Source organism: Streptomyces sp. NRRL B-3229, from assembly GCF_000719505.1.
Classification (GTDB): Bacteria; Actinomycetota; Actinomycetes; order Streptomycetales; family Streptomycetaceae; genus Streptomyces; species Streptomyces griseorubiginosus.
Genome location: NZ_JOGP01000008.1, coordinates 225,730 through 243,439 on the forward strand (window position 1 = coordinate 225,730; position 17,710 = coordinate 243,439).

Annotated in this window: 17 protein-coding genes; 8 read left to right on the forward strand and 9 right to left on the reverse strand. The window is 71.7% G+C overall.

The window, feature by feature from the left end:
- Positions 1-24: 24 nt before the first annotated feature.
- The 4 genes from IF54_RS0115310 to IF54_RS0115325 all read right to left on the reverse strand — a co-directional run bounded on the left by IF54_RS0115310 (position 25) and on the right by IF54_RS0115325 (position 6,192).
- A complete protein-coding gene (locus IF54_RS0115310; protein ID WP_030318715.1) occupies positions 25-2,235 on the reverse strand; it encodes a TerD family protein in 2,211 nt (736 codons plus the stop codon).
- A gap of 55 nt (positions 2,236-2,290) precedes the next feature.
- Positions 2,291-2,869 carry a TerD family protein gene (locus IF54_RS0115315; protein ID WP_030318717.1) on the reverse strand — a complete coding sequence of 193 codons (579 nt, stop codon included), beginning with the start codon at positions 2,867-2,869 and terminating at the stop codon, positions 2,291-2,293.
- 129 nt (positions 2,870-2,998) lie between these two features.
- Complete coding sequence (gene uvrB / locus IF54_RS0115320; RefSeq protein ID WP_030318719.1) at positions 2,999-5,146, reverse strand: excinuclease ABC subunit UvrB; 2,148 nt, start codon at positions 5,144-5,146, stop codon at positions 2,999-3,001.
- A 176-nt stretch (positions 5,147-5,322) separates the two neighbouring features.
- Complete coding sequence (locus tag IF54_RS0115325) at positions 5,323-6,192, reverse strand: MHYT domain-containing protein (protein ID WP_030318721.1); 870 nt, start codon at positions 6,190-6,192, stop codon at positions 5,323-5,325.
- 279 nt (positions 6,193-6,471) lie between these two features.
- Between IF54_RS0115325 and IF54_RS0115330 the strand changes: the two genes are divergently transcribed.
- Both IF54_RS0115330 and IF54_RS0115335 read left to right on the forward strand, forming a co-directional pair.
- Positions 6,472-7,341: a glycerophosphodiester phosphodiesterase gene (locus tag IF54_RS0115330; protein WP_030318723.1), complete on the forward strand. Its 870-nt coding sequence runs from the start codon at positions 6,472-6,474 to the stop codon at positions 7,339-7,341.
- Between the two features lie 56 nt (positions 7,342-7,397).
- Positions 7,398-7,952: a methylated-DNA--[protein]-cysteine S-methyltransferase gene (locus IF54_RS0115335; protein ID WP_030318725.1), complete on the forward strand. Its 555-nt coding sequence runs from the start codon at positions 7,398-7,400 to the stop codon at positions 7,950-7,952.
- A gap of 33 nt (positions 7,953-7,985) precedes the next feature.
- Here the strand turns inward: IF54_RS0115335 and IF54_RS0115340 are convergent, their stop codons facing one another.
- Positions 7,986-8,414 carry a VOC family protein gene (locus IF54_RS0115340; protein ID WP_030318726.1) on the reverse strand — a complete coding sequence of 143 codons (429 nt, stop codon included), beginning with the start codon at positions 8,412-8,414 and terminating at the stop codon, positions 7,986-7,988.
- Between the two features lie 98 nt (positions 8,415-8,512).
- Here IF54_RS0115340 and IF54_RS0115345 point away from each other — a divergent pair, with 98 nt between their 5' ends.
- On the forward strand, positions 8,513-9,421 hold the full coding sequence (locus tag IF54_RS0115345) for a pseudouridine-5'-phosphate glycosidase (protein WP_030318727.1): 909 nt from the start codon (positions 8,513-8,515) through the stop codon (positions 9,419-9,421).
- Positions 9,418-10,356 carry a carbohydrate kinase family protein gene (locus IF54_RS0115350; protein WP_030318729.1) on the forward strand — a complete coding sequence of 313 codons (939 nt, stop codon included), beginning with the start codon at positions 9,418-9,420 and terminating at the stop codon, positions 10,354-10,356. Before IF54_RS0115345 ends, IF54_RS0115350 begins: the two co-directional genes overlap by 4 nt.
- 117 nt (positions 10,357-10,473) lie before the next feature.
- Here the strand turns inward: IF54_RS0115350 and IF54_RS0115355 are convergent, their stop codons facing one another.
- Positions 10,474-11,268 (reverse strand): methyltransferase domain-containing protein, encoded by a 795-nt coding sequence (locus tag IF54_RS0115355; RefSeq protein ID WP_030318731.1) that lies wholly within the window; start codon positions 11,266-11,268, stop codon positions 10,474-10,476.
- Between the two features lie 210 nt (positions 11,269-11,478).
- On the opposite strand from IF54_RS0115355, the gene IF54_RS0115360 reads away from it, so the two are divergent.
- Entirely contained in the window at positions 11,479-12,606 is a 1,128-nt protein-coding gene (locus IF54_RS0115360) for a magnesium and cobalt transport protein CorA (protein WP_030318733.1), read from the forward strand.
- Between the two features lie 33 nt (positions 12,607-12,639).
- On the opposite strand, the gene IF54_RS0115365 is transcribed toward IF54_RS0115360, so the two are convergent.
- Positions 12,640-13,071, reverse strand: coding sequence for a CBS domain-containing protein (locus IF54_RS0115365; RefSeq protein WP_030318735.1), 432 nt, complete (start codon positions 13,069-13,071; stop codon positions 12,640-12,642).
- Between the two features lie 125 nt (positions 13,072-13,196).
- Positions 13,197-13,829, reverse strand: coding sequence for a uridine kinase (locus IF54_RS0115370; protein ID WP_030318737.1), 633 nt, complete (start codon positions 13,827-13,829; stop codon positions 13,197-13,199).
- A 61-nt stretch (positions 13,830-13,890) separates the two neighbouring features.
- On the opposite strand from IF54_RS0115370, the gene IF54_RS0115375 reads away from it, so the two are divergent.
- The 3 genes from IF54_RS0115375 (at position 13,891) to IF54_RS0115385 (ending at position 17,141) form a co-directional block, all read left to right on the forward strand.
- On the forward strand, positions 13,891-14,598 hold the full coding sequence (locus tag IF54_RS0115375; protein ID WP_078851981.1) for a DUF2293 domain-containing protein: 708 nt from the start codon (positions 13,891-13,893) through the stop codon (positions 14,596-14,598).
- 397 nt (positions 14,599-14,995) lie between these two features.
- The gene (locus IF54_RS0115380; RefSeq protein ID WP_030318742.1) at positions 14,996-15,475 is read left to right on the forward strand and encodes a DUF1772 domain-containing protein; all 480 of its coding nucleotides are present in this window, start codon (positions 14,996-14,998) and stop codon (positions 15,473-15,475) included.
- Positions 15,476-15,653: 178 nt separating this feature from the next.
- Positions 15,654-17,141, forward strand: a complete 1,488-nt coding sequence (locus tag IF54_RS0115385; protein WP_030318744.1) for a glutamate synthase subunit beta — start codon at positions 15,654-15,656, stop codon at positions 17,139-17,141.
- 49 nt (positions 17,142-17,190) lie between these two features.
- On the opposite strand, the gene IF54_RS0115390 is transcribed toward IF54_RS0115385, so the two are convergent.
- Entirely contained in the window at positions 17,191-17,670 is a 480-nt protein-coding gene (locus IF54_RS0115390) for a carboxymuconolactone decarboxylase family protein (RefSeq protein ID WP_030318746.1), read from the reverse strand.
- Positions 17,671-17,710: the final 40 nt, after the last annotated feature.

Sequence of the window (17,710 nt, forward strand, 5' to 3'; positions counted from 1 at the left end):
TCAAGTAAGCAGGTCAAGGTGGCTTTACGAGTACTTGGTGCGGGCGGCTGCGACCTGGCCCAGGACCTGCTGGAGCACCTGGCTGCCGGGCGGGACGAGGATGGGCTCGTAGGTCCAGGCGTGCCCGACCCAGGGGTCGGCGAGGTGGTCGTCGGGCACCGGGGTCAGCCGCATCAGCGAGCGCCACAGGGGGTCCAGGAGGGGGCCATAGGCGGAGGCCTCCTCACGGTCCGCGACCATCATCAGGTGGACGCCGACAGACGGGCCCTCGTCCGCGAGGTAGCGCAGCTGGGTCACCGCCCGGTCGTCGAAGCCGTGCGGGAAGTCGTTGACGATCAGGAGCTGCTCGGAGGCGTCCGCTCCGGGCGGGAGGGAATCGGCCGCACCGCCGCGGATCGCCATCTGGACGAGGTCGACGCGCTGGGTCAGCCGCGCGAGGACCTCGGCTACGCCAGCGGCGCCGACTGCGGGCGGACCGGCGAGCACACCGGCCCGCGCCAGCGGCGCGAGCGCCTGGGCACCGGAGCCGGCCGGATCGATGACGTGCAGGGTGAAGTCACCGGCGGGGTGCACGGCGATCAGCCGGGCCGCGAGCGCCACGGCCGTGTCCATCGCGAGGCGGTGCAGCTCGTGGGCGTCGAGGAACGAGCCGTCGAGTGATTCGGCGGCCCCGCTGTCGATCCACAGACCGCGCTCCAGCGGCAGCCGGACCAGCATCGGGATGCGCAGCTCGGCGCACTCGGGCAGATGCAGGTCCCCCAGCCGCACGGCCATGGGGACCTCGAAGGGCACCCGGTAGCCGTGCCAGACCGGGTTGTCCCAGCGGGCGTACGCGGGCGGCAGGGCGGGCTCGACCACGTCGGACTCGGCCATGAGCTGGTCCAGATCCCGGTCGTACACCGCGCGGGCCTGTTCGACGAGCTGGGCCTGCTTGGCACGGGTCGCCTCCCGTGCGGCATCGCCCTGTCCACTGATCCGGCTGCGCGGGTCGGCGAGGGCGGCGTCGAGTTCCTTCTCCATCCGCGAGTCGGCGAAGTCCACGGCGCTGCGGTACGCCGCCGTCGAGCGGGCCAGGTCCTCGAACATGCCCCACACCTGGTTGTAGAGCCGCTCGTCCATGGACCACCCGGTCGCGTCCCCGGCGACGGGTGGCGCGGGCTGACCGGGCTGGGCCGGGGGTGCGGTGGGCGGGGGCGGCGGCGGGGCGGCGTTCTGGCGGCGCGGGTGGCTGTAGTCGATCGGGCCGCCCGCGGTGGGCGCGGGTGGCTGGGCAGCGGAGGCGTCCGAGGCCCCTTGGCCGCCGTATTCCGAGGCTCCCTGGTCGCCGTATCCGGACTGCGACCCGCCGACCGCGGGGGGCGGGCCGTAGGGGGAGCCGGGCCGGGGCGTTCCCGGGGCGGGGCTGCCGTGCGGCACCATCGGCTGGGGCCCGCCGGAGGCCGGCCCGCCATGGGGCGACGTCGGCTGCGGGGAGCCGGAGACGGGGCCGCCGTGGGGAGGTACGGGTTGCGCCGGGGTGCCGGGGGGTGGTGCGTCGTACGGCGACAGCGGCGGCTTCGGCGATACGGCGCCGGGGGCGCCCTGGGCCGCGGTCGAGCCCTGCTCCGGGCCAGGTGCCGGTGTAGCCGTCTGCCGGGGCCGGTCGGCGTCGGCCGTGAGGGGCGGTGGCATCGGCACCGCGCGGGCCAGGCTGCGGGCCACCGCCTCGTGGATGCCGTTCGCGAGATGGTGGGGCTGTAGAAGGCCTTGATCTCCGAGGAGTTCGGCGAAGCCGCCCGCGTAGCCCTGGCCCACCGCGCGCACCTTCCAGGCGCCCTGGCGGCGGTAGAGCTCCAGCGCGACGACCGCCGACTCGGCGTCCAGGCCGACGATGGTGTAGCTGACGAGCTCGGTGCCGTCCAGGCCGGTGACCGCGACGAACGGGGCGGCCACGGCGCCGAAGCTCACGGGGCCGCCCACCGCGGGCAGGGCGAGCAGCACATGGACCCGGTGGACGGCCTCCGGCACGGCACCCAGGTCGACCGCGAGCCGGTGGTCGGCGGCCGCCTGCCGGGAGACCTCCAGACCCGGCAGGGTGGGTGCGCCGGGATGGACGACCCATTCGGCGCCGGGCACCCTGCCCTGCTCGTCGCCGAGCGTGGCAGCGGCCACGACCGGCGTGCCGGCCGCGATCCGGATCTCGAGACGGGCCTGAGAAAGCGGGTGGTTCTGCCCCCGCACCAGCTCGGCCGTCATCGCCCTGCCCCCCTGTGTGTTCGTGGTGTCCGATCGGGTGCCGCTCGGCGGCCGTCTACAGGTGCGGCAGGATCGCCGGCATCAGGTCCTGGAAGGTGCGGCCGTTGGTGGGGGTGCCGAGGGCCGTCATCGTCCAGGCCGGGCCCGTCCGGTGCACCTTCGCCATGATCTGGGCGGTGTAGGAGCCGCCGCCGGCAAGGGTGTAGCGGGCCAGTTCCTGGCCGTTGGTCTCGTCGACCAGACGGCAGAACGCGTTCTGCACCTCCTGGAAGGTCTGGCCCGTGAAGGAGTTCACGGTGAAGACGATCTGGTCGATGTGGACCGGGACGCGGGCCAGGTCGACGAGGATCGACTCGTCGTCCCCGCCCTGGCCGGCGCCGCCGACGAGGTTGTCACCGGTGTGCCTGACCGAGCCGTCGTCGCTCACCAGGTGGCGGAAGAAGACGACGTCGACGGGCTGCTTGTCCGCGAACAGGACGGCGGACGCGTCGAGGTCGACCTCGCGGGTGCGTGAGCCGAACAGGCCGCGGCGGGGAGCCGCCTGCCAGCCGAGGCCCATGCGCACCGCGGTCAGGCTGCCTCCGTCGTTCTTCTGCAGGCTGATGGCCTGACCCTTGGTCATGTTGACGGTCACGCGCCGAACCCCTCTCGATGTCCCCTGTTGCCGCGGCGTCCGCGGTTGCCAGCACCCTACGCAGGGCCCTGGACGGTGACGCACCCCGGAGCGCACTTTGTGTCGGTCTTGCAACACAGTGCGATGAGGTCAGGCCAGGCCCGCCTCCTTCATCTGCCGGAGCTCCTTCTTCATCTCGGAGACCTCGTCCCGCAGCCGGGCGGCGATCTCGAACTGGAGGTCGGCGGCGGCTGCCCGCATACGGGCCGTCATCTCCTCGATCTGCTCGGTGAGTTCGGCCGCGGGACGGTCGGTGGGGACGGTCTCCTTGGCGGCCTTGCCCCTGGCGGCCTTGGCGCCCTTGGTGCCCGCCGCCTTGCCGCCGAGGGCCGGCACGGGTGCCTTGGCTCCCTTGTCGTCCTTGCCCTGGCGGTAACCGGAGCCGAGCAGCTGCTCGGTGTCCACGTCCTCGCGGGCGATCTGCGCGACGATGTCGTTGATCTTCTTGCGGAGCGGCTGGGGGTCGATCCCCCGCTCCTGGTTGTACGCGACCTGCTTCTCCCGGCGGCGGTTGGTCTCGTCGATGGCCTTCTCCATCGCCGGGGTGATCTTGTCGGCGTACATGTGGACCTGGCCGGAGACATTGCGCGCCGCGCGGCCGATGGTCTGGATCAGGGAGGTGCCGGAACGCAGGAAGCCCTCCTTGTCGGCGTCGAGGATCGCGACCAGGGAGACCTCGGGCAGGTCGAGGCCCTCCCGGAGGAGGTTGATGCCGACCAGGACGTCGAACTCGCCGGAGCGCAGCTCGCGCAGCAGCTCCACCCGGCGCAGGGTGTCGACGTCGCTGTGCAGATAGCGGACCTGGATGCCGAGCTCCAGGAAGTAGTCGGTGAGGTCCTCGGCCATCTTCTTGGTGAGCGTGGTGACCAGGACCCGTTCGTCCTTCTCGGTGCGGGTGCGGATCTCGTGCACCAGGTCGTCGATCTGGCCCTCGGTGGGCTTGACGACGACCTCCGGGTCGACCAGGCCGGTCGGGCGGATGATCTGCTCGACGACGCCGTCCCCGCGCGAGAGCTCGTACTTGCCGGGGGTCGCCGACAGGTAGACGGTCTGGCCGATGCGCTCGGTGAACTCCTCCCATTTCAGCGGGCGGTTGTCCAGGGCCGAGGGGAGCCGGAAGCCGTGGTCGACGAGGGTGCGCTTGCGGGAGGCGTCGCCCTCGTACATGGCGCCGATCTGGGGCACGGTCACGTGCGACTCGTCGATGACGAGGAGGAAGTCGTCCGGGAAGTAGTCGAGCAGGGTGTTCGGCGGGGAGCCGGGCAGGCGGCCGTCGAAGTGCATCGAGTAGTTCTCCACGCCGGAGCAGGAGCCGATCTGGCGGAGCATCTCCAGGTCGTAGGTGGTGCGCATCCGCAGGCGCTGGGCCTCCAGGAGCTTGCCCTGCTTCTCCAGCTCGGCGAGGCGCTCCCCCAGCTCCTTCTCGATGTCGTTGACGGCCCGCTCCATGCGCTCGGGGCCGGCGACGTAGTGGGAGGCCGGGAAGACGTACAGCTGCTCGTCGTCGCTGATGATCTCGCCGGTGAGCGGGTGGAGGGTGGACAGGGCCTCGATCTCGTCGCCGAACATCTCGATGCGGACGGCGAGCTCCTCGTAGACCGGGAAGATCTCGATGGTGTCGCCGCGGACGCGGAAGGTGCCGCGGGTGAAGGCGAGGTCGTTGCGCGTGTACTGGATGTCGACGAAGCGGCGCAGCAGCTGGTCGCGGTCGACTTCGTCGCCGACCCGGAGGGGGACCATGCGGTCCACGTACTCCTGGGGGGTGCCGAGGCCGTAGATGCAGGAGACGGAGGCGACCACGACGACGTCCCTGCGGGTGAGCAGCGAGTTGGTCGCGGAGTGGCGCAGGCGCTCGACCTCCTCGTTGATCGAGGAGTCCTTCTCGATGTAGGTGTCCGACTGCGGGACGTACGCCTCGGGCTGGTAGTAGTCGTAGTACGAGACGAAGTACTCGACCGCGTTGTTCGGCAGCAGCTCCCGGAACTCGTTGGCCAGCTGGGCGGCCAGGGTCTTGTTCGGGGCCATCACGAGGGTGGGGCGCTGGAGCTTCTCGATCATCCACGCCGTGGTGGCGGACTTTCCGGTACCGGTCGCGCCGAGCAGGACGACGTCCTTCTCACCTGCCTCGATGCGCCGGGCCAGGTCGGCGATGGCCGCCGGCTGGTCGCCGCTGGGCTGGTAGGGGCTGACGACCTCGAAGGGCGCCACCGTACGTTCGATGTGGGAAACGGGCCGCATGAAGTCAACCGTACGACTCCCCACTGACAACGCGGCCGGATCAGGGGTTTCGGGGTCGGTGGGAGCGGTTCTGGGAGCAGAGCGTCTGCGACCACAGGGCGATCACCTGCACCGGTCTCGGCGTAGCCGACGACTGGACCGGTGGCCCCCGGTCATGGGTGGCGCCCCGCCGGTGGTCAGCGGTTCTGGGGTGTGCGGGGTTCGTGGTGCGGGGTGTCTCGGCGGGGGTGGAGCGGGGAGCGGCGGGCGGGCGGGTGGTGGACCAGTTCCCGGGCCGGGACGCCGGGCTTGTTCTCGGCGGGTGACCATACCGGCTTGCCCATGACCATCAGCGGATCGAACATCACGACGACGCCCGCGAGCAGCAGGAAGGCGAGCGGGCCGATCATCATGGGCGCCAGCAGGGAGGCCGGGGAGTCGCCCGCGACCGGGGCACTGGTGTTGTGCACATGCACGCTGAGGGCGGCCATGCCCGTGTAGTGCATGCCTGTGACCGCGAGGCCCATGACGAGGCTCGCGCCCACGCTCCACAGGAAGCCCCTGACCTGGCCGGCGGCCCACAGGGCGGCCGTCGCGGCGACGACGGCTATGACCACGGAGACGGCCACGGTGGCCGTGTTGTACTCCAGCTGCCCGTTCAGCCGCATGCCCGCCATGCCCAGGTAGTGCATGGACGCGATGCCGAGGCCGGTGATGGCGCCGCCCGTCATCAGGGCCGTTCCCCTCGCACCCCGGTAGCCGACGATGAAGACGCCGACACCCACCATCACGATGGCCACGCCGAGACTGGCGAAGGTGATCGCCCGGTCGTAGTGGATCGGCGCCTCCCGGACCTGGAAGCCCATCATCGCCACGAAGTGCATGGTCCAGATGCCGGAGCCGATCGCCGCCGAGCCGAGAGCCAGCCAGCCGGGGCGCCAGGACCGTCTGACGAGCATGGATCTGGTGGTGCAACGCAGGCCGAGGGCCCCGCCGAGGCAGGCCATGAGGTAAGCCACCAGCGGTGTGACGAGTCCATAGCTGAATCCGTCGACCGTGCCTTGCATGCGCGGCAACCCTCCCGCCCTCTTACGTCCTGGAATTTCCTGAAATCCACCCCTTCCCAGTACCGCCCGGGCGGTCGGGGTCGTGGCAGAGAGTATGACCCCCACCGGAATGGTCGAACGATTTTCCGGCAAAGAAACACGCCCTTGCCCCACTTGTGCGGCACCGGTGAGCGGAGTTGGAAGGGTCCCGTCGAAGATGTGTCCATTCTGCACCCCGTTGCCGTTGACGCGGTGCTGTCACAGTTGTGCTGTACGTGATGCTCGACGCGAGGAGTACGTATGCACGCGCGCGCAGCGACCGCCTTGAGCACCGCGCTCCTGGGGACCGCCGCCCTCCTGCTTCCCGCTACCGACGTCCGTGCCGTCGAGGACGGCACACCGCCGGAGGTCATCGCCCACCGGGGCGCCTCCGCCCACGCCCCCGAGAACACCCTGGCCGCCGTGGACAAGGCTGCCGCGCTCGGCGCCGTCTGGGTCGAGAACGACGTCCAGCGCACCAGGGACGGCGCACTCGTCGTCCTCCACGACGACAGCCTGCGGCGCACCACCGATGTCGAGGAGGTCTTCCCCGGCCGGGCCCCCTGGAAGGTGAAGGACTTCACGGCGGCGGAGATCCGCCGCCTGGACGCGGGCAGCTGGTTCGGTGCCTCCTACGCGGGCGCGCGCGTGCCGACGCTCGGGCAGTACCTGCACCGAGTCGATCTTCACCATCAGAAGCTGCTCCTCGAACTCAAGAACCCGGAGCTGTACCCGGGCATCGAGCGGCAGACCCTCAAGCTCCTGAGCAACGAGGGGTGGTTCGACCGGCAGCACGAGAACCGGCTCGTCGTGCAGAGCTTCAGCGTGGCCGCCCTGCGGACCGTCCACGAGCTCATGCCCGGGGTGAAGACCGGCTGTCTCGGGAAGCCCCCGGTCGCCGACCTGCCCGCGTACGCGGACTTCACCGACCAGATCAACCCGTCGTACACCGCCCTCTCCGCGGCCTACGTCTCCGCGGTGCACGCCTTCACGGGTCCGCACGGCAGGCCGCTGGAGGTCTCCGCCTGGACGGTGAACACGGCGGAGGCGGCGCGGCGGGTGGCCGGGTACGGCGTCGACGGCATCATCACCAACGAGCCCGGCGTGGTGCGGGACGCACTGGCCGGCTAGGAGACCGTTCTCGCTGGTCACGGGGCATTGTCGGTGGCGGCCCGTACGGTGGGCGCATGAACAGCCATGGGCAGGACGAGCAGCGAGTCGTGTGGGCCGTCGTCGCTACCGGCATCGGCCCTCTGTTCCTGGCCACGACCGAGGAGGGTCTGGTCAACGTGGTCTTCCACGCCACCGACGCGGTGCGCGACAAGGCGCTGGAGCGGCTGGCGTCCCGGCTGGGCTCAGAGCCCGTCGAGGCGCCCGGCTCCCCGCTGCTGGCCGAGGCGATACGCCAGGTCGAGGCGTACTTCGCGGGCGAGCGGCAGGGCTTCGAGCTGCCCCTGGACTGGTCGCTGATCTCGGGCTTCAACCGCCAGGTGCTGCGCGAGCTGGCCTCCGGTGTGGCCTACGGCCAGGTCGTCGGATACGGCGATCTGGCCGGGCGGGTCGGTCAGCCCGGTGCCGCGCAGGCCGTCGGAGTTGCCATGGGCTCCAATCCGCTGCCGGTCGTCGTGCCCTGCCACCGTGTCGTCGAGAGCGACGGCGGCATCGGCGGGTTCGGCGGCGGTCTGGAGACCAAGCGGAAGCTGCTCGCGCTGGAGGGCGTGCTCCCGGAGCCGCTGTTCTGAAGCGCGTCTCGCGTCCGGGCCGAGGGCCCGCCGTCAGTCGTAGTGGCGTGCTTCGAAGACGTTCCCGTCCGGATCGCGGAAGTAGAAGCTGCGCCTGGCCAGTCCACGTGCGCCGAATGAGTCGTGGGAGAACCCCGAGACGGGCACGGACCGTTCCTCCAGACGGGCGCGGAGTGTCTCGAAATCGTCGGCGGGCAGGGCCAGGCACACATGATTGACGGGGTGTCCTGCACTCTCCGCGGCCCCCGGGACCATGTCCATGCGCTCCGCCGCTGCGAGCGGCATGAGGTCGAAGACGGTCTCGTCATTGAGCCGTACGGAGGGGAAGGGCGCCGCCCCCGCCGCGTAGTCGGTGACCCTCACGGGTTCCATGCCCAGCGTCTTCTCGTAGAAGTCGGCCGACGCCACCGGGTCGCGCACCCAGAGGACGACATGGTCGAGACGTGTCGAGTTGTCCGTCATGCACCCCAGGCTGGTGTCGTCCGCCACGACCCGCAAGGGTTTGACCGGACGTGCCGCTCGCCATGGATGAGGGAAGACCGAACGACAGGAGGCAAGCCGTGGTGCTGGTGTTGTCCGAAGAGGTGCGCGAGGCGATCGACGCGCGTCGACCCGTGGTGGCCCTGGAGTCCACGATCATCGCGCACGGGCTGCCGCGTCCGCGCAATCTCCAGGTGGCGCTCGAGCTGGAGGATGTCGTACGGCAGGAAGGAGCCGTACCCGCGACGATCGCCGTACTGGACGGGCGGCCTCATGTCGGCCTGGACAAGGAGCAGTTGGAGCGGGTCGCCAACGAGGACGGGATCCGCAAGCTGGGCCACCGCGATCTGCCGCTCGCGGTGGCCACCGGGGCAAGCGGGGCGACCACGGTGTCCGCGACGGCACAGCTGGCGGCACTGGCCGGGGTGCGGGTGTTCGCGACGGGCGGCCTAGGCGGCGTGCACCGGCAGTGGACCATCACTCAGGACGAGTCGGCCGACCTCGGACTGCTGGCGCGCACGCGGATCACCGTGGTGTGCGCGGGCGTGAAGTCGATCCTGGACGTGCCGGCGACCCTCCAGCGGCTGGAGACCCTGGGCGTCGCGGTGGCCGGCTACGGCACGGGCCGCTTCCCGGGCTTCTACCTCTCCGACTCCGGGCACCCCGTGGAGTGGACGCTGGACACCCCGGCCCAGGTGGCGGACGTGATGCGAGCCCAGGACTCGCTCGACGGGCCCGACTCCTCGCTGATCGTCGCCAATCCCGTGCCGGAGGCGCAGCAGCTGGATCCCGAACTGCACGCGCGTGTGCTCGCGGAGGCGCTGCACGCGTGCGAGGAGGCCGGTGTCACCGGGCAGGGGGTCACCCCGTTCCTGCTGGACTACCTGGTGCGCCACACCGACGGCGCCTCCCTGAGCGCCAACCTGGCGGCGGTGCGCGGCAACGTGCGGCTGGCGGGGCGGATCGCGGCGGCCTGGGCCGGGGTGTGACGACGGACGGGCCCGGGTCGGCCACGGCCGGCCCGGCCGGCGCCCTTCTGGTCGTCGGTGACGTCATCACGGATGTCGTGGCCCGGCACCGGGGGCCGCTCGCCGCCGGTACCGACACGGCCGCCGCGATCCGTACGGTGCCGGGCGGGGCCGGGGCCAACGTGGCCTGCTGGGCCGCGTACCGGGGCGTTGCGGAGGTGCGGCTGCTCGGGCGGGTGGGCGCGGAGGCGGTCGCGTGGCACGAGCGGGAGCTGGCTGCGTGCGGAGTGCGGCCACGGCTCGTCGTCGACCCCGAGGCGCCCACCGGAACGGTGATCTGCCTGGTGGACGCGGGCGAGGGCGCCGAACGCACGCTCCTGACGGACAGCGGGGCGTCGCTGCGGCTGGCACCGGACGACTGGTCGGATGCCCTGCTCGACGGTGTGGGGCGGCTGCACCTGTCGGGCTATCTGCTGTTCTCGGAGTCGAGCCGCGCCCTGGTGGCGGTGGCCCTGGAGTCGGCACGCGCGCGTGGTGTGCCGGTGAGCCTGGATCCGGCGTCGGCGGGCTTCCTGAAGGGACTGGGCGTGGACCGCTTCCTCGCCCTGATCGAGGGGGTGGACGTGCTGCTGCCGAGCCGGGACGAGGCGTGTCTGCTCACCGGGCTGTCCGACGCAGGGGCCGCGGCGGCCGAGCTGAGCCGCCAGGTGCCGCTGGTGGTCACCAAGCAGGGGGCCGAGGGCGCGCTGATCGCCCGGTCCGGTGCCGTGCACGCCCACGTGCCCGCGGTGTCGGCGACCCCACGGGACACCACCGGGGCGGGGGACGCGTTCACGGGGACGTTCCTCGCGGCCCTGCTGGCCGGTGCCGGGCCGGAGGAAGCGGCGGCGCAGGGATGCCGGGCGGGGGCGCTGGCGGTGGAGCGGGTCGGCGGGCGACCGCCGGGGCTGGGCTGACGCCGGCGGTCGCGGAACCACCGCCAGCCGCCGACCGCCGCCCGCTCGCCCGCTCGCCCGCTCGCCCGCTCGCCCGCCAGCATCCGACCACGGCGGCCCCCTACCGCCGTCACCCCGCTACGCCTTGCGCCCCCACGCCGAGATCAGCGGGGCCGTGGCCAGATCCATCGTCCCGGTGGCCACGTTCGCGAGGTGCTGGTCGATGTCCTCGTCCGTGGCCAGTCCCGCCGTGACGAGTTGGCCGCGGATCTGGCGGATCGTGGCGGACTCCAGGGCCGCACAGGCCGGTGAGGCGAGCGGGAAGTACGCGTCGGCGGTCACCTGACGCAGACCGGCCTCGCGGAGCAGCCGCGGGAGGGTGCGGCCGTAGGAGAGGTCGGCGCCGCGGTCGGCGAGCAACGAGCGGAAGCCCTGCCGCAGCCGGTTCGCCAACTGCTGCTCAGGGCCGTACTCGTCGGGGCAGGTCAGGGGCTGGAGAGCGGGGTCGGCGTCCTCCAGCAGGAGCCGTCCGCCGGGGCGCAGGGACTTGATCATGGAGTGCAACGCCCGTGCGCGGTCCGGCACATGCACGAGGACGAGCCGGGCGTGCACCAGGTCGAAGCCGTCCCCGGGTGCTTCCTCGGCGCTCACGTCGTGGACGCGGACGTCCACGGGCGGGCGGGCCGCCGGAGCGAGCCGGGTGGTGTCGATGTCCGTCGCTACGACCTTGCCGGTCGGGCCGACCTTCTTCGCCAGCCAGGACACCACGGAGGTGCCGCCGGCGCCGACCTCCCAGCAGCGCCAGCCGGGCCCGACGCCGAATCCTTCGAAGTGCCGGAAGGTCGTGGGGTCGAAGAGGGTCGCGAAGGCGTCGAAGCGCTCCGCCGCCTCCGCCTGCCGGTTGTCGAGGAGGTACCCGTCGGTTCGTGTCATGCGGAGATGATCCCAGTTGCCGGGCTTGTCCGGAACGGACGACGCGTCCGCCACGACGAGATGGGGGCGCCGGTTCGGTTGTCCACAGGCGGGAACCAACCGGAATGACCCCTTTCCACAGGCTCACCCGCGGCTTACGTCGGGCTGGCACACTGGCTCGCCAGGGCGCAGCAACGCGTCGAACGGGGAGATCCACGCAAGGAGATCCAGATGTCCATGGCAGGGAATCTGCGCAAGGTCACGGGCCTCGGCAGGGTCGGCGGGCTGCGCAAGGTGGCCCGGCTGGCCCGGCGGCGCCCGCGTGTCGACCTGAGCCACCACGCCCGTTCCCCGCTGGGCACCTCGGTCGTCAACTGCGTGACGTACAAGGAGGGGGCGCGGATCCCGGTCGACGGTGATCTGGTGGACACCGTGGAGCGGGTGCGCGACAGCCGTGACGGCTTCGTCTGGCTCGGTCTGCACGAACCGTCGGACCACGAGTTCGAGGGCATCGCCGACCTCTTCGACCTGCATCCGCTGGCCGTCGAGGACGCGGTCGAGGCCCATCAGCGGCCGAAGGTGGAGCGCTACGGCGAGACACTGTTCGCGGTGTTCAAGACGGTCTGCTACGTGGAGCACGAGGAGCTCACGGCGACGAGCGAGGTGGTCAACACCGGCGAGATCATGGTGTTCGTCGGCGAGGACTTCGTGATCACGGTGCGGCACGGCAGTCATGGATCGCTGGGCCCGCTGCGCGAGGAGCTGGAGGCCGACCCCGCGCAACTCGCCAAGGGACCGGCCGCGGTGCTGCACGCCATCGCGGACCATGTGGTCGACGACTACCTGAGCGTCACCGACGCCGTGCAGTCGGACATCGACCTGGTCGAGACGGCGGTGTTCTCGGAGAGCGGCGCCCGGGTCGACCCGGGCCGGATCTACCAGCTCAAGCGTGAACTGCTGGAGCTGAAGCGGGCGGTCGCCCCGCTCGGCCGTCCCCTCGAGGAGTTGTCGACCCGGCCGATCCAGGTCGTCGCCCCGGAGATACAGGCGTACTTCCGCGATGTCTCCGACCATCTGCTGCGGGCCAAGGAGCAGATCGCCGCCTTCGACGAGCTGCTCAACTCGATCCTCCAGGCGCACCTCGCGCAGGTGACGGTCGCACAGAACGAGGACATGCGGAAGATCACCGCGTGGGCCGCGGTGATCGCCGTCCCGACGATGGTCTGCGGGGTGTACGGGATGAACTTCGAGCACATGCCGGAGCTGCACTGGAAGTTCGGTTATCCGCTGGTCATGGGCGTGATAGCCGCCGCCTGCGCGGTGCTCTACCGAGGCTTCCGGCGCAACGGCTGGCTGTGAGGAGGCTGTGAGAAGGACCGTCCGCGCGGCCGGTCAGTGGGTGGTGGAGGAGGGGGCGTAGACGCTTCCGGCCCAGTCGGCGATCTGTTCGTCCGTCAGGTGCCGGGCCAGGTCGGCCTCGCTGATCATGCCGACCAGGCGCTTGTTCTCGATCACGGGGAGCCTGCGGATCCGGTGTTCACGCATCTCGTGGAGGACGTCGCCGACGTCGGCACTCGCGTCGATCCAGCGCGGGGTGCCCTGGGCCATCTCGCCCGCGGTGACCCGGGCCGGGTCGTGGCCGACGGCCACACAGCCGATGACGATGTCGCGGTCGGTGAGGATGCCGCACAGCCGTTCGTTCTCGTCGCTGATGGGCAGGGCTCCGACGCCGAGTTCACGCATCAGCTGCGCGGCGCGGTCGAGGGTCTCGTGGGCCGGGATCCACTGTGCGCCCCGGTGCATGATGTCTCCGGCGGTGGTCATGGGTACCTCCGGGTGCCGGACGGCCGGCGCGGCGCGGACGGCACCGCAAGTCCCGGCGCCCTACATTCTCCCGGCGCCACCGGGGGCTCGCACCCGGAACCCGGCGGCAAGGAAGCCGCGGAGGATCAGCCGCTCCACGCCGGGTGGCGAGGGTCGTCGGCGCGCACGAGGACGTCCGCGGTGCCGGCCGGGTCGGTCTCCTCGGCGTAGCGCTCGTGGGCGGGCAGGGTCCAGTGGTCGGACTCGGGGGTACGGCGGCGAAGTGCGCCCGCGGAGAGGAGGACGTGGACGGACAGGTCGAAGGGGAACCAGTGGCGCAGCAGGAGGGGGCCGTGGAGCAACAGGACTCCACCGGGCGGGAGTTGCACGTAGGGGCTGCGGGTGGCGCGGTCGGTGACCGGGTCCCACAGGTCGGGCAGGACGCGTCCGTCTCCGCCGGGTTCGAGAGGGCCGAAGACCTCGCGCCAGAGGGCTGCGGTGTCGAACCAGCCGTTGTAGTAGGCCTCCAGGTCGTGGTGGCCGTATTCCAGACGGAGCGAGGCGGGACGCAGAAAGCCCTGCATGCCGACGACGAGCGAGGGGCGACCGCGTATGCGCAGGGCCTCGCCGATCCGTTCGGCGAGCTCGTCCGGTCGGGCCGCGGGGGCGCCGTCGAGAGCGACGCGGGGCCAGGGGCTGCCGTCGGCAGGCTTCAGGTCGAGGAGCCGGTCGGCCAGTTGGTCGCCGAGCCGTTCCCAGGTGATCGCTTCGAGTCGCACAGGGCCATGATGCGTCAACCGGTGGTGTCGGTCGTGGCCGTGGAAGGGGAATGAACCCGTCATGGCAAGCCCTGCTGCTCCCCCGGCCCGAGGTGGTCCTCTGGTCGTCCAGCCGCTGCGAAGACGGCACTGCGCGGAGTGCCGGAGAGGGCCGTTGGCGCTGCTCGTCATGGAGGGTGGGGCGCCTCGATGCCTTGACTGCGCCGACCTCGGGCATCTGGTCTTCCTGCCGCGCGGGGACACGGCGCTCACACGGCGGTCGCGGGAGGAGAGTGCGCTGTGGGCGGTGGTGGTGCGCTTCAACCGGCGAAAGGGGCGGTACGAGCGGCAGGGTGTGCTCGTCGAGGAGGCCGGGCTGGCGCGGGCCGAGGAGCGGTGTCTGGCGGACGCGGAGGCACGGCGGCGGCGTCGGGCGCGGGACGCACGGCGGCGGGCGGTGGAGGACGTGCGGTTCGCGGAGGCGTTCGCCGCGGAGATTCGGCGGCTGTTTCCCGGATGCCCGGACGAGCGGGCCGCGGCCATCGCCTCGCACGCGTCGGCGCGGGGCAGCGGGCGGGTGGGGAGGAGTGCGGCGGGGCGGGCGTTGTCGGAGGGTGCGGTGGTGTCGGCGGTGGTGGCCTCCGTACGGCACGTGGACACGCCGTATGACACGTTGTTGATGAGCGGGGTGGCGCGGCACGAGGCCCGGCGGCGGATCGCGGGGGGTGTGGAGGCGGTGCTGAGGGTGTGGCGGGCTGCGGGGGCGGAGGCGCGGGAAGCGGCGGGCTGAAGCCGGACCTTGGAGGGCTGACCGACCACGGCGAGCGGACGCCGATCACGCGAGGGCCGCCAGTCGACGACGGACACCAGACCCCCGACCCCCGGCACCCGGCACCCGGCGGCACCCGGCGGCACCCGGCACCCGGCGGCACCCGGCGGCACCCGGCACCCGGCGGCACCCGGCACCCGGCGGCACCCGGCACCCGGCGGCACCCGGCGCCCGGCAGGTCAGCCGTCTCCGCTCTCCGCCCGCCCCCTCCCGATCCGTCCCGTCCCGTCCCGTCCTGGACGCTTGCGTATGGGAGTGCGCGGACAGGCCATGGTTCGTGGGGAGAGCACGGGATTGACTGGTGGGGACGGGTGGTGCCGGGTCCGGAGCCCGGCCGGAGGCGGGAGCTGGTGTGGTGATGATCGATGGGCCTTACTTCTGGCTGGTGGTGCTGGGCGTGCTCGGGACCGGGCTGGTGGCCGGGGTGTTCTGCGCGTTCTCGACCTTCGTGATGCGGGCTCTCGCCGCGTTGCCGCCCGCGCAGGGCGTCGCCGCGATGAACTCGATCAACGTGAACGCGGTGCGGCCGCCGTTCATGGCTCTGTTCGCGGGCTCCGCGGTGCTGTGCGCGGTGATCGCGGTGGTGACGTTCGTGCTGTGGCCCGACGAGGGGACGGCGGAGCTGCTGGTGGGCAGCGCGCTCTATCTGTTCGGCTCGTTCGGGCTGACGATGGTGGCGAACGTGCCCCGCAACGACGCCCTGCTGAGGCTGGCCCCAGGCACCACGGAGGCGGCGACGTACTGGCCGACGTACGTGCGGGAGTGGACGATGTGGAACCACGTCCGTGCGATCGCCTCGGGCGCGGCGGCGGTGGCGTACGTACTGGCCCTCACCTGAGAGGCACGGACCGCGCGGCAGGTGCGGGAAAGCACTGTCCCTGCGTAGCTGACAGCACTCTGCGCACCAGGCCGGGGAGTCGTATCGTGGCCGGAAGGAGTTCCGCAAGCGTGCCGCCCGATGACGCACGGCCGCGTCGGACGCGTCGGCGTCACCAGCGCGAGCAAGGAAGACGGCCATGGCCGATCCCAAGGGATTCATGAGCACGCCTCGCCGGGACTGGCCTCGCAGGCCGGTGGAGGAGCGGGTGCGGGACTGGGACGAGGTGTACGTCCCCGGGGCCCTGCTGCCCATCGTCAGCAAGCAGGCGGACCGCTGCATGGACTGCGGGATCCCGTTCTGCCACGAGGCCTGTCCGCTGGGGAATCTCATCCCGGAGTGGAACGACCTCGTCTCCCGGGAGGACTGGCGGCAGGCCGCGGACCGGCTGCACGCGACGAACAACTTCCCCGAGTTCACCGGGCGGTTGTGCCCGGCACCGTGCGAGGCGGGCTGTGTGCTCGCCATCAACCAGCCGGCGGTCACCATAAAGAACGTCGAGGTGGCCGTCGCGGACCGGGCCTGGGAGCTCGGGTTCGCGCCGCCGCGGCCGCCGGACCGGCTGTCCGGGCGGACCGTCGCGGTGATCGGGTCGGGCCCGACCGGACTGGCCGCGGCCCAGCAGTTGACCCGGGCGGGGCACACGGTCGCCGTCTACGAGAAGGACGACCGGCTGGGCGGCCTGATGCGGTACGGCATCCCCGCGTTCAAGATGGAGAAGCACCATCTGGAGCGGCGGATCGAGCAGATGCGGGCCGAGGGGACGAAGTTCCGTACGTCCATGGCGGTCGGGCGGGATGTGGGGGCCGCGGAGCTCAGGGCACGGTACGACGCGCTGGTGATCGCGACGGGGGCCACGGCATGGCGTGAACTGGACGTGCCGGGGCGGGAGTTGGCCGGGGTGTGGCAGGCCATGGAGTATCTGCCGGCGGCGAACCGGGTGTGCGAGGGGGATCTTGAGGTCTCCCCGCTGTCGGCTGCCGGGAAGCATGTCGTCATCGTGGGCGGGGGTGACACGGGGGCGGACTGTCTGGGCACGGCGGTGCGTGAAGGGGCCGCCTCCGTGACCCAGTTGGACATCTACGCGCAGCCGGAGGGTGTGCGGGACGAGGATGCCGAACCCTGGCCCACGTACCCGAGGATCTACCGGCTGTCGGCCGCGCACGAGGAGGCCGGGGAGCTGGAGACCGCGCCCGCGGCCGACGCGGACGCACGGTTGTTCGCCGCGTCGACGCTCCGCTTCGAGGGGGACGCCGAGGGGCGGGTGCGGTCGCTGCATCTCGTCGGAGTGGATGCGGCCCGCAGGCCCGTGGAGGGGACGGGGCGGACGCTTCCGGCCGACCTCGTGCTCCTCGCGCTCGGGTTCTCCGGGCCGGACCGGGGCGACGGGCTGGTGGAGCAACTGGGGTTGGAACTGGAGCCGCGCGGGACGATCGCACGCGACGGGGAGTTCCGTACGAGTGCGGCGGGGGTGTTCGCCGCGGGGGACGCCGCCCGGGGACAGTCGTTGATCGTGTGGGCGATCGCGGAGGGACGGGCGGTCGCGGCGGCGGTCGACCGGTACCTGACGGGGAGTTCGCGGCTCCCGGCGCCGATCGGGCCGTACGACCGCCCCATGACCGTCTAGGGACGGGGGCGTCCCGTCCTGGAACGGGGGACGCCCAGGGGCAGGCCGCTCAGCCCCGCTCGTCGGTCCCCGCGACCTTCGCCGTCGACAGCGCCACCCGGTTCCAGGTGTTGATCGCGAGGATCAGGGACAGGACGTGGGCCAGTTCCTGCTCGTCGAAGTGTGCCGCTGCCCGGGCATAGACCTCGTCGGGGACTCCTCCGTCGGCCACCAGCGTGACCGCCTCGGTGAGGGCCAGGGCCGCCTGTTCCTGCTCGGTGAAGAAGTGCCGGGCCTCCCGCCAGACCGGGACCATGTGGAGGCGGTCCTCGGTCTCGCCGGCCTTGCGGGCGTCGTTGGTGTGCATGTGCAGGCAGTACGCGCAGCGGTTGAGGTGGGAGGCGCGGACCTGGATCAGTTCGACGAGGGCGGGGTCGAGGCCCTCGCGAGCGGCCGCGTCGAAGCCGATCAGAGCGCGGAACACCTTGGGTGCCGCCTTCGCGAAGTTCAGTCGAGCCGTACCGGTCACGTGCGTGTTCGTCGTCGTCATGGGACCAACCTACGAGCAAGAAAGACCGGCTGTAGGGTGC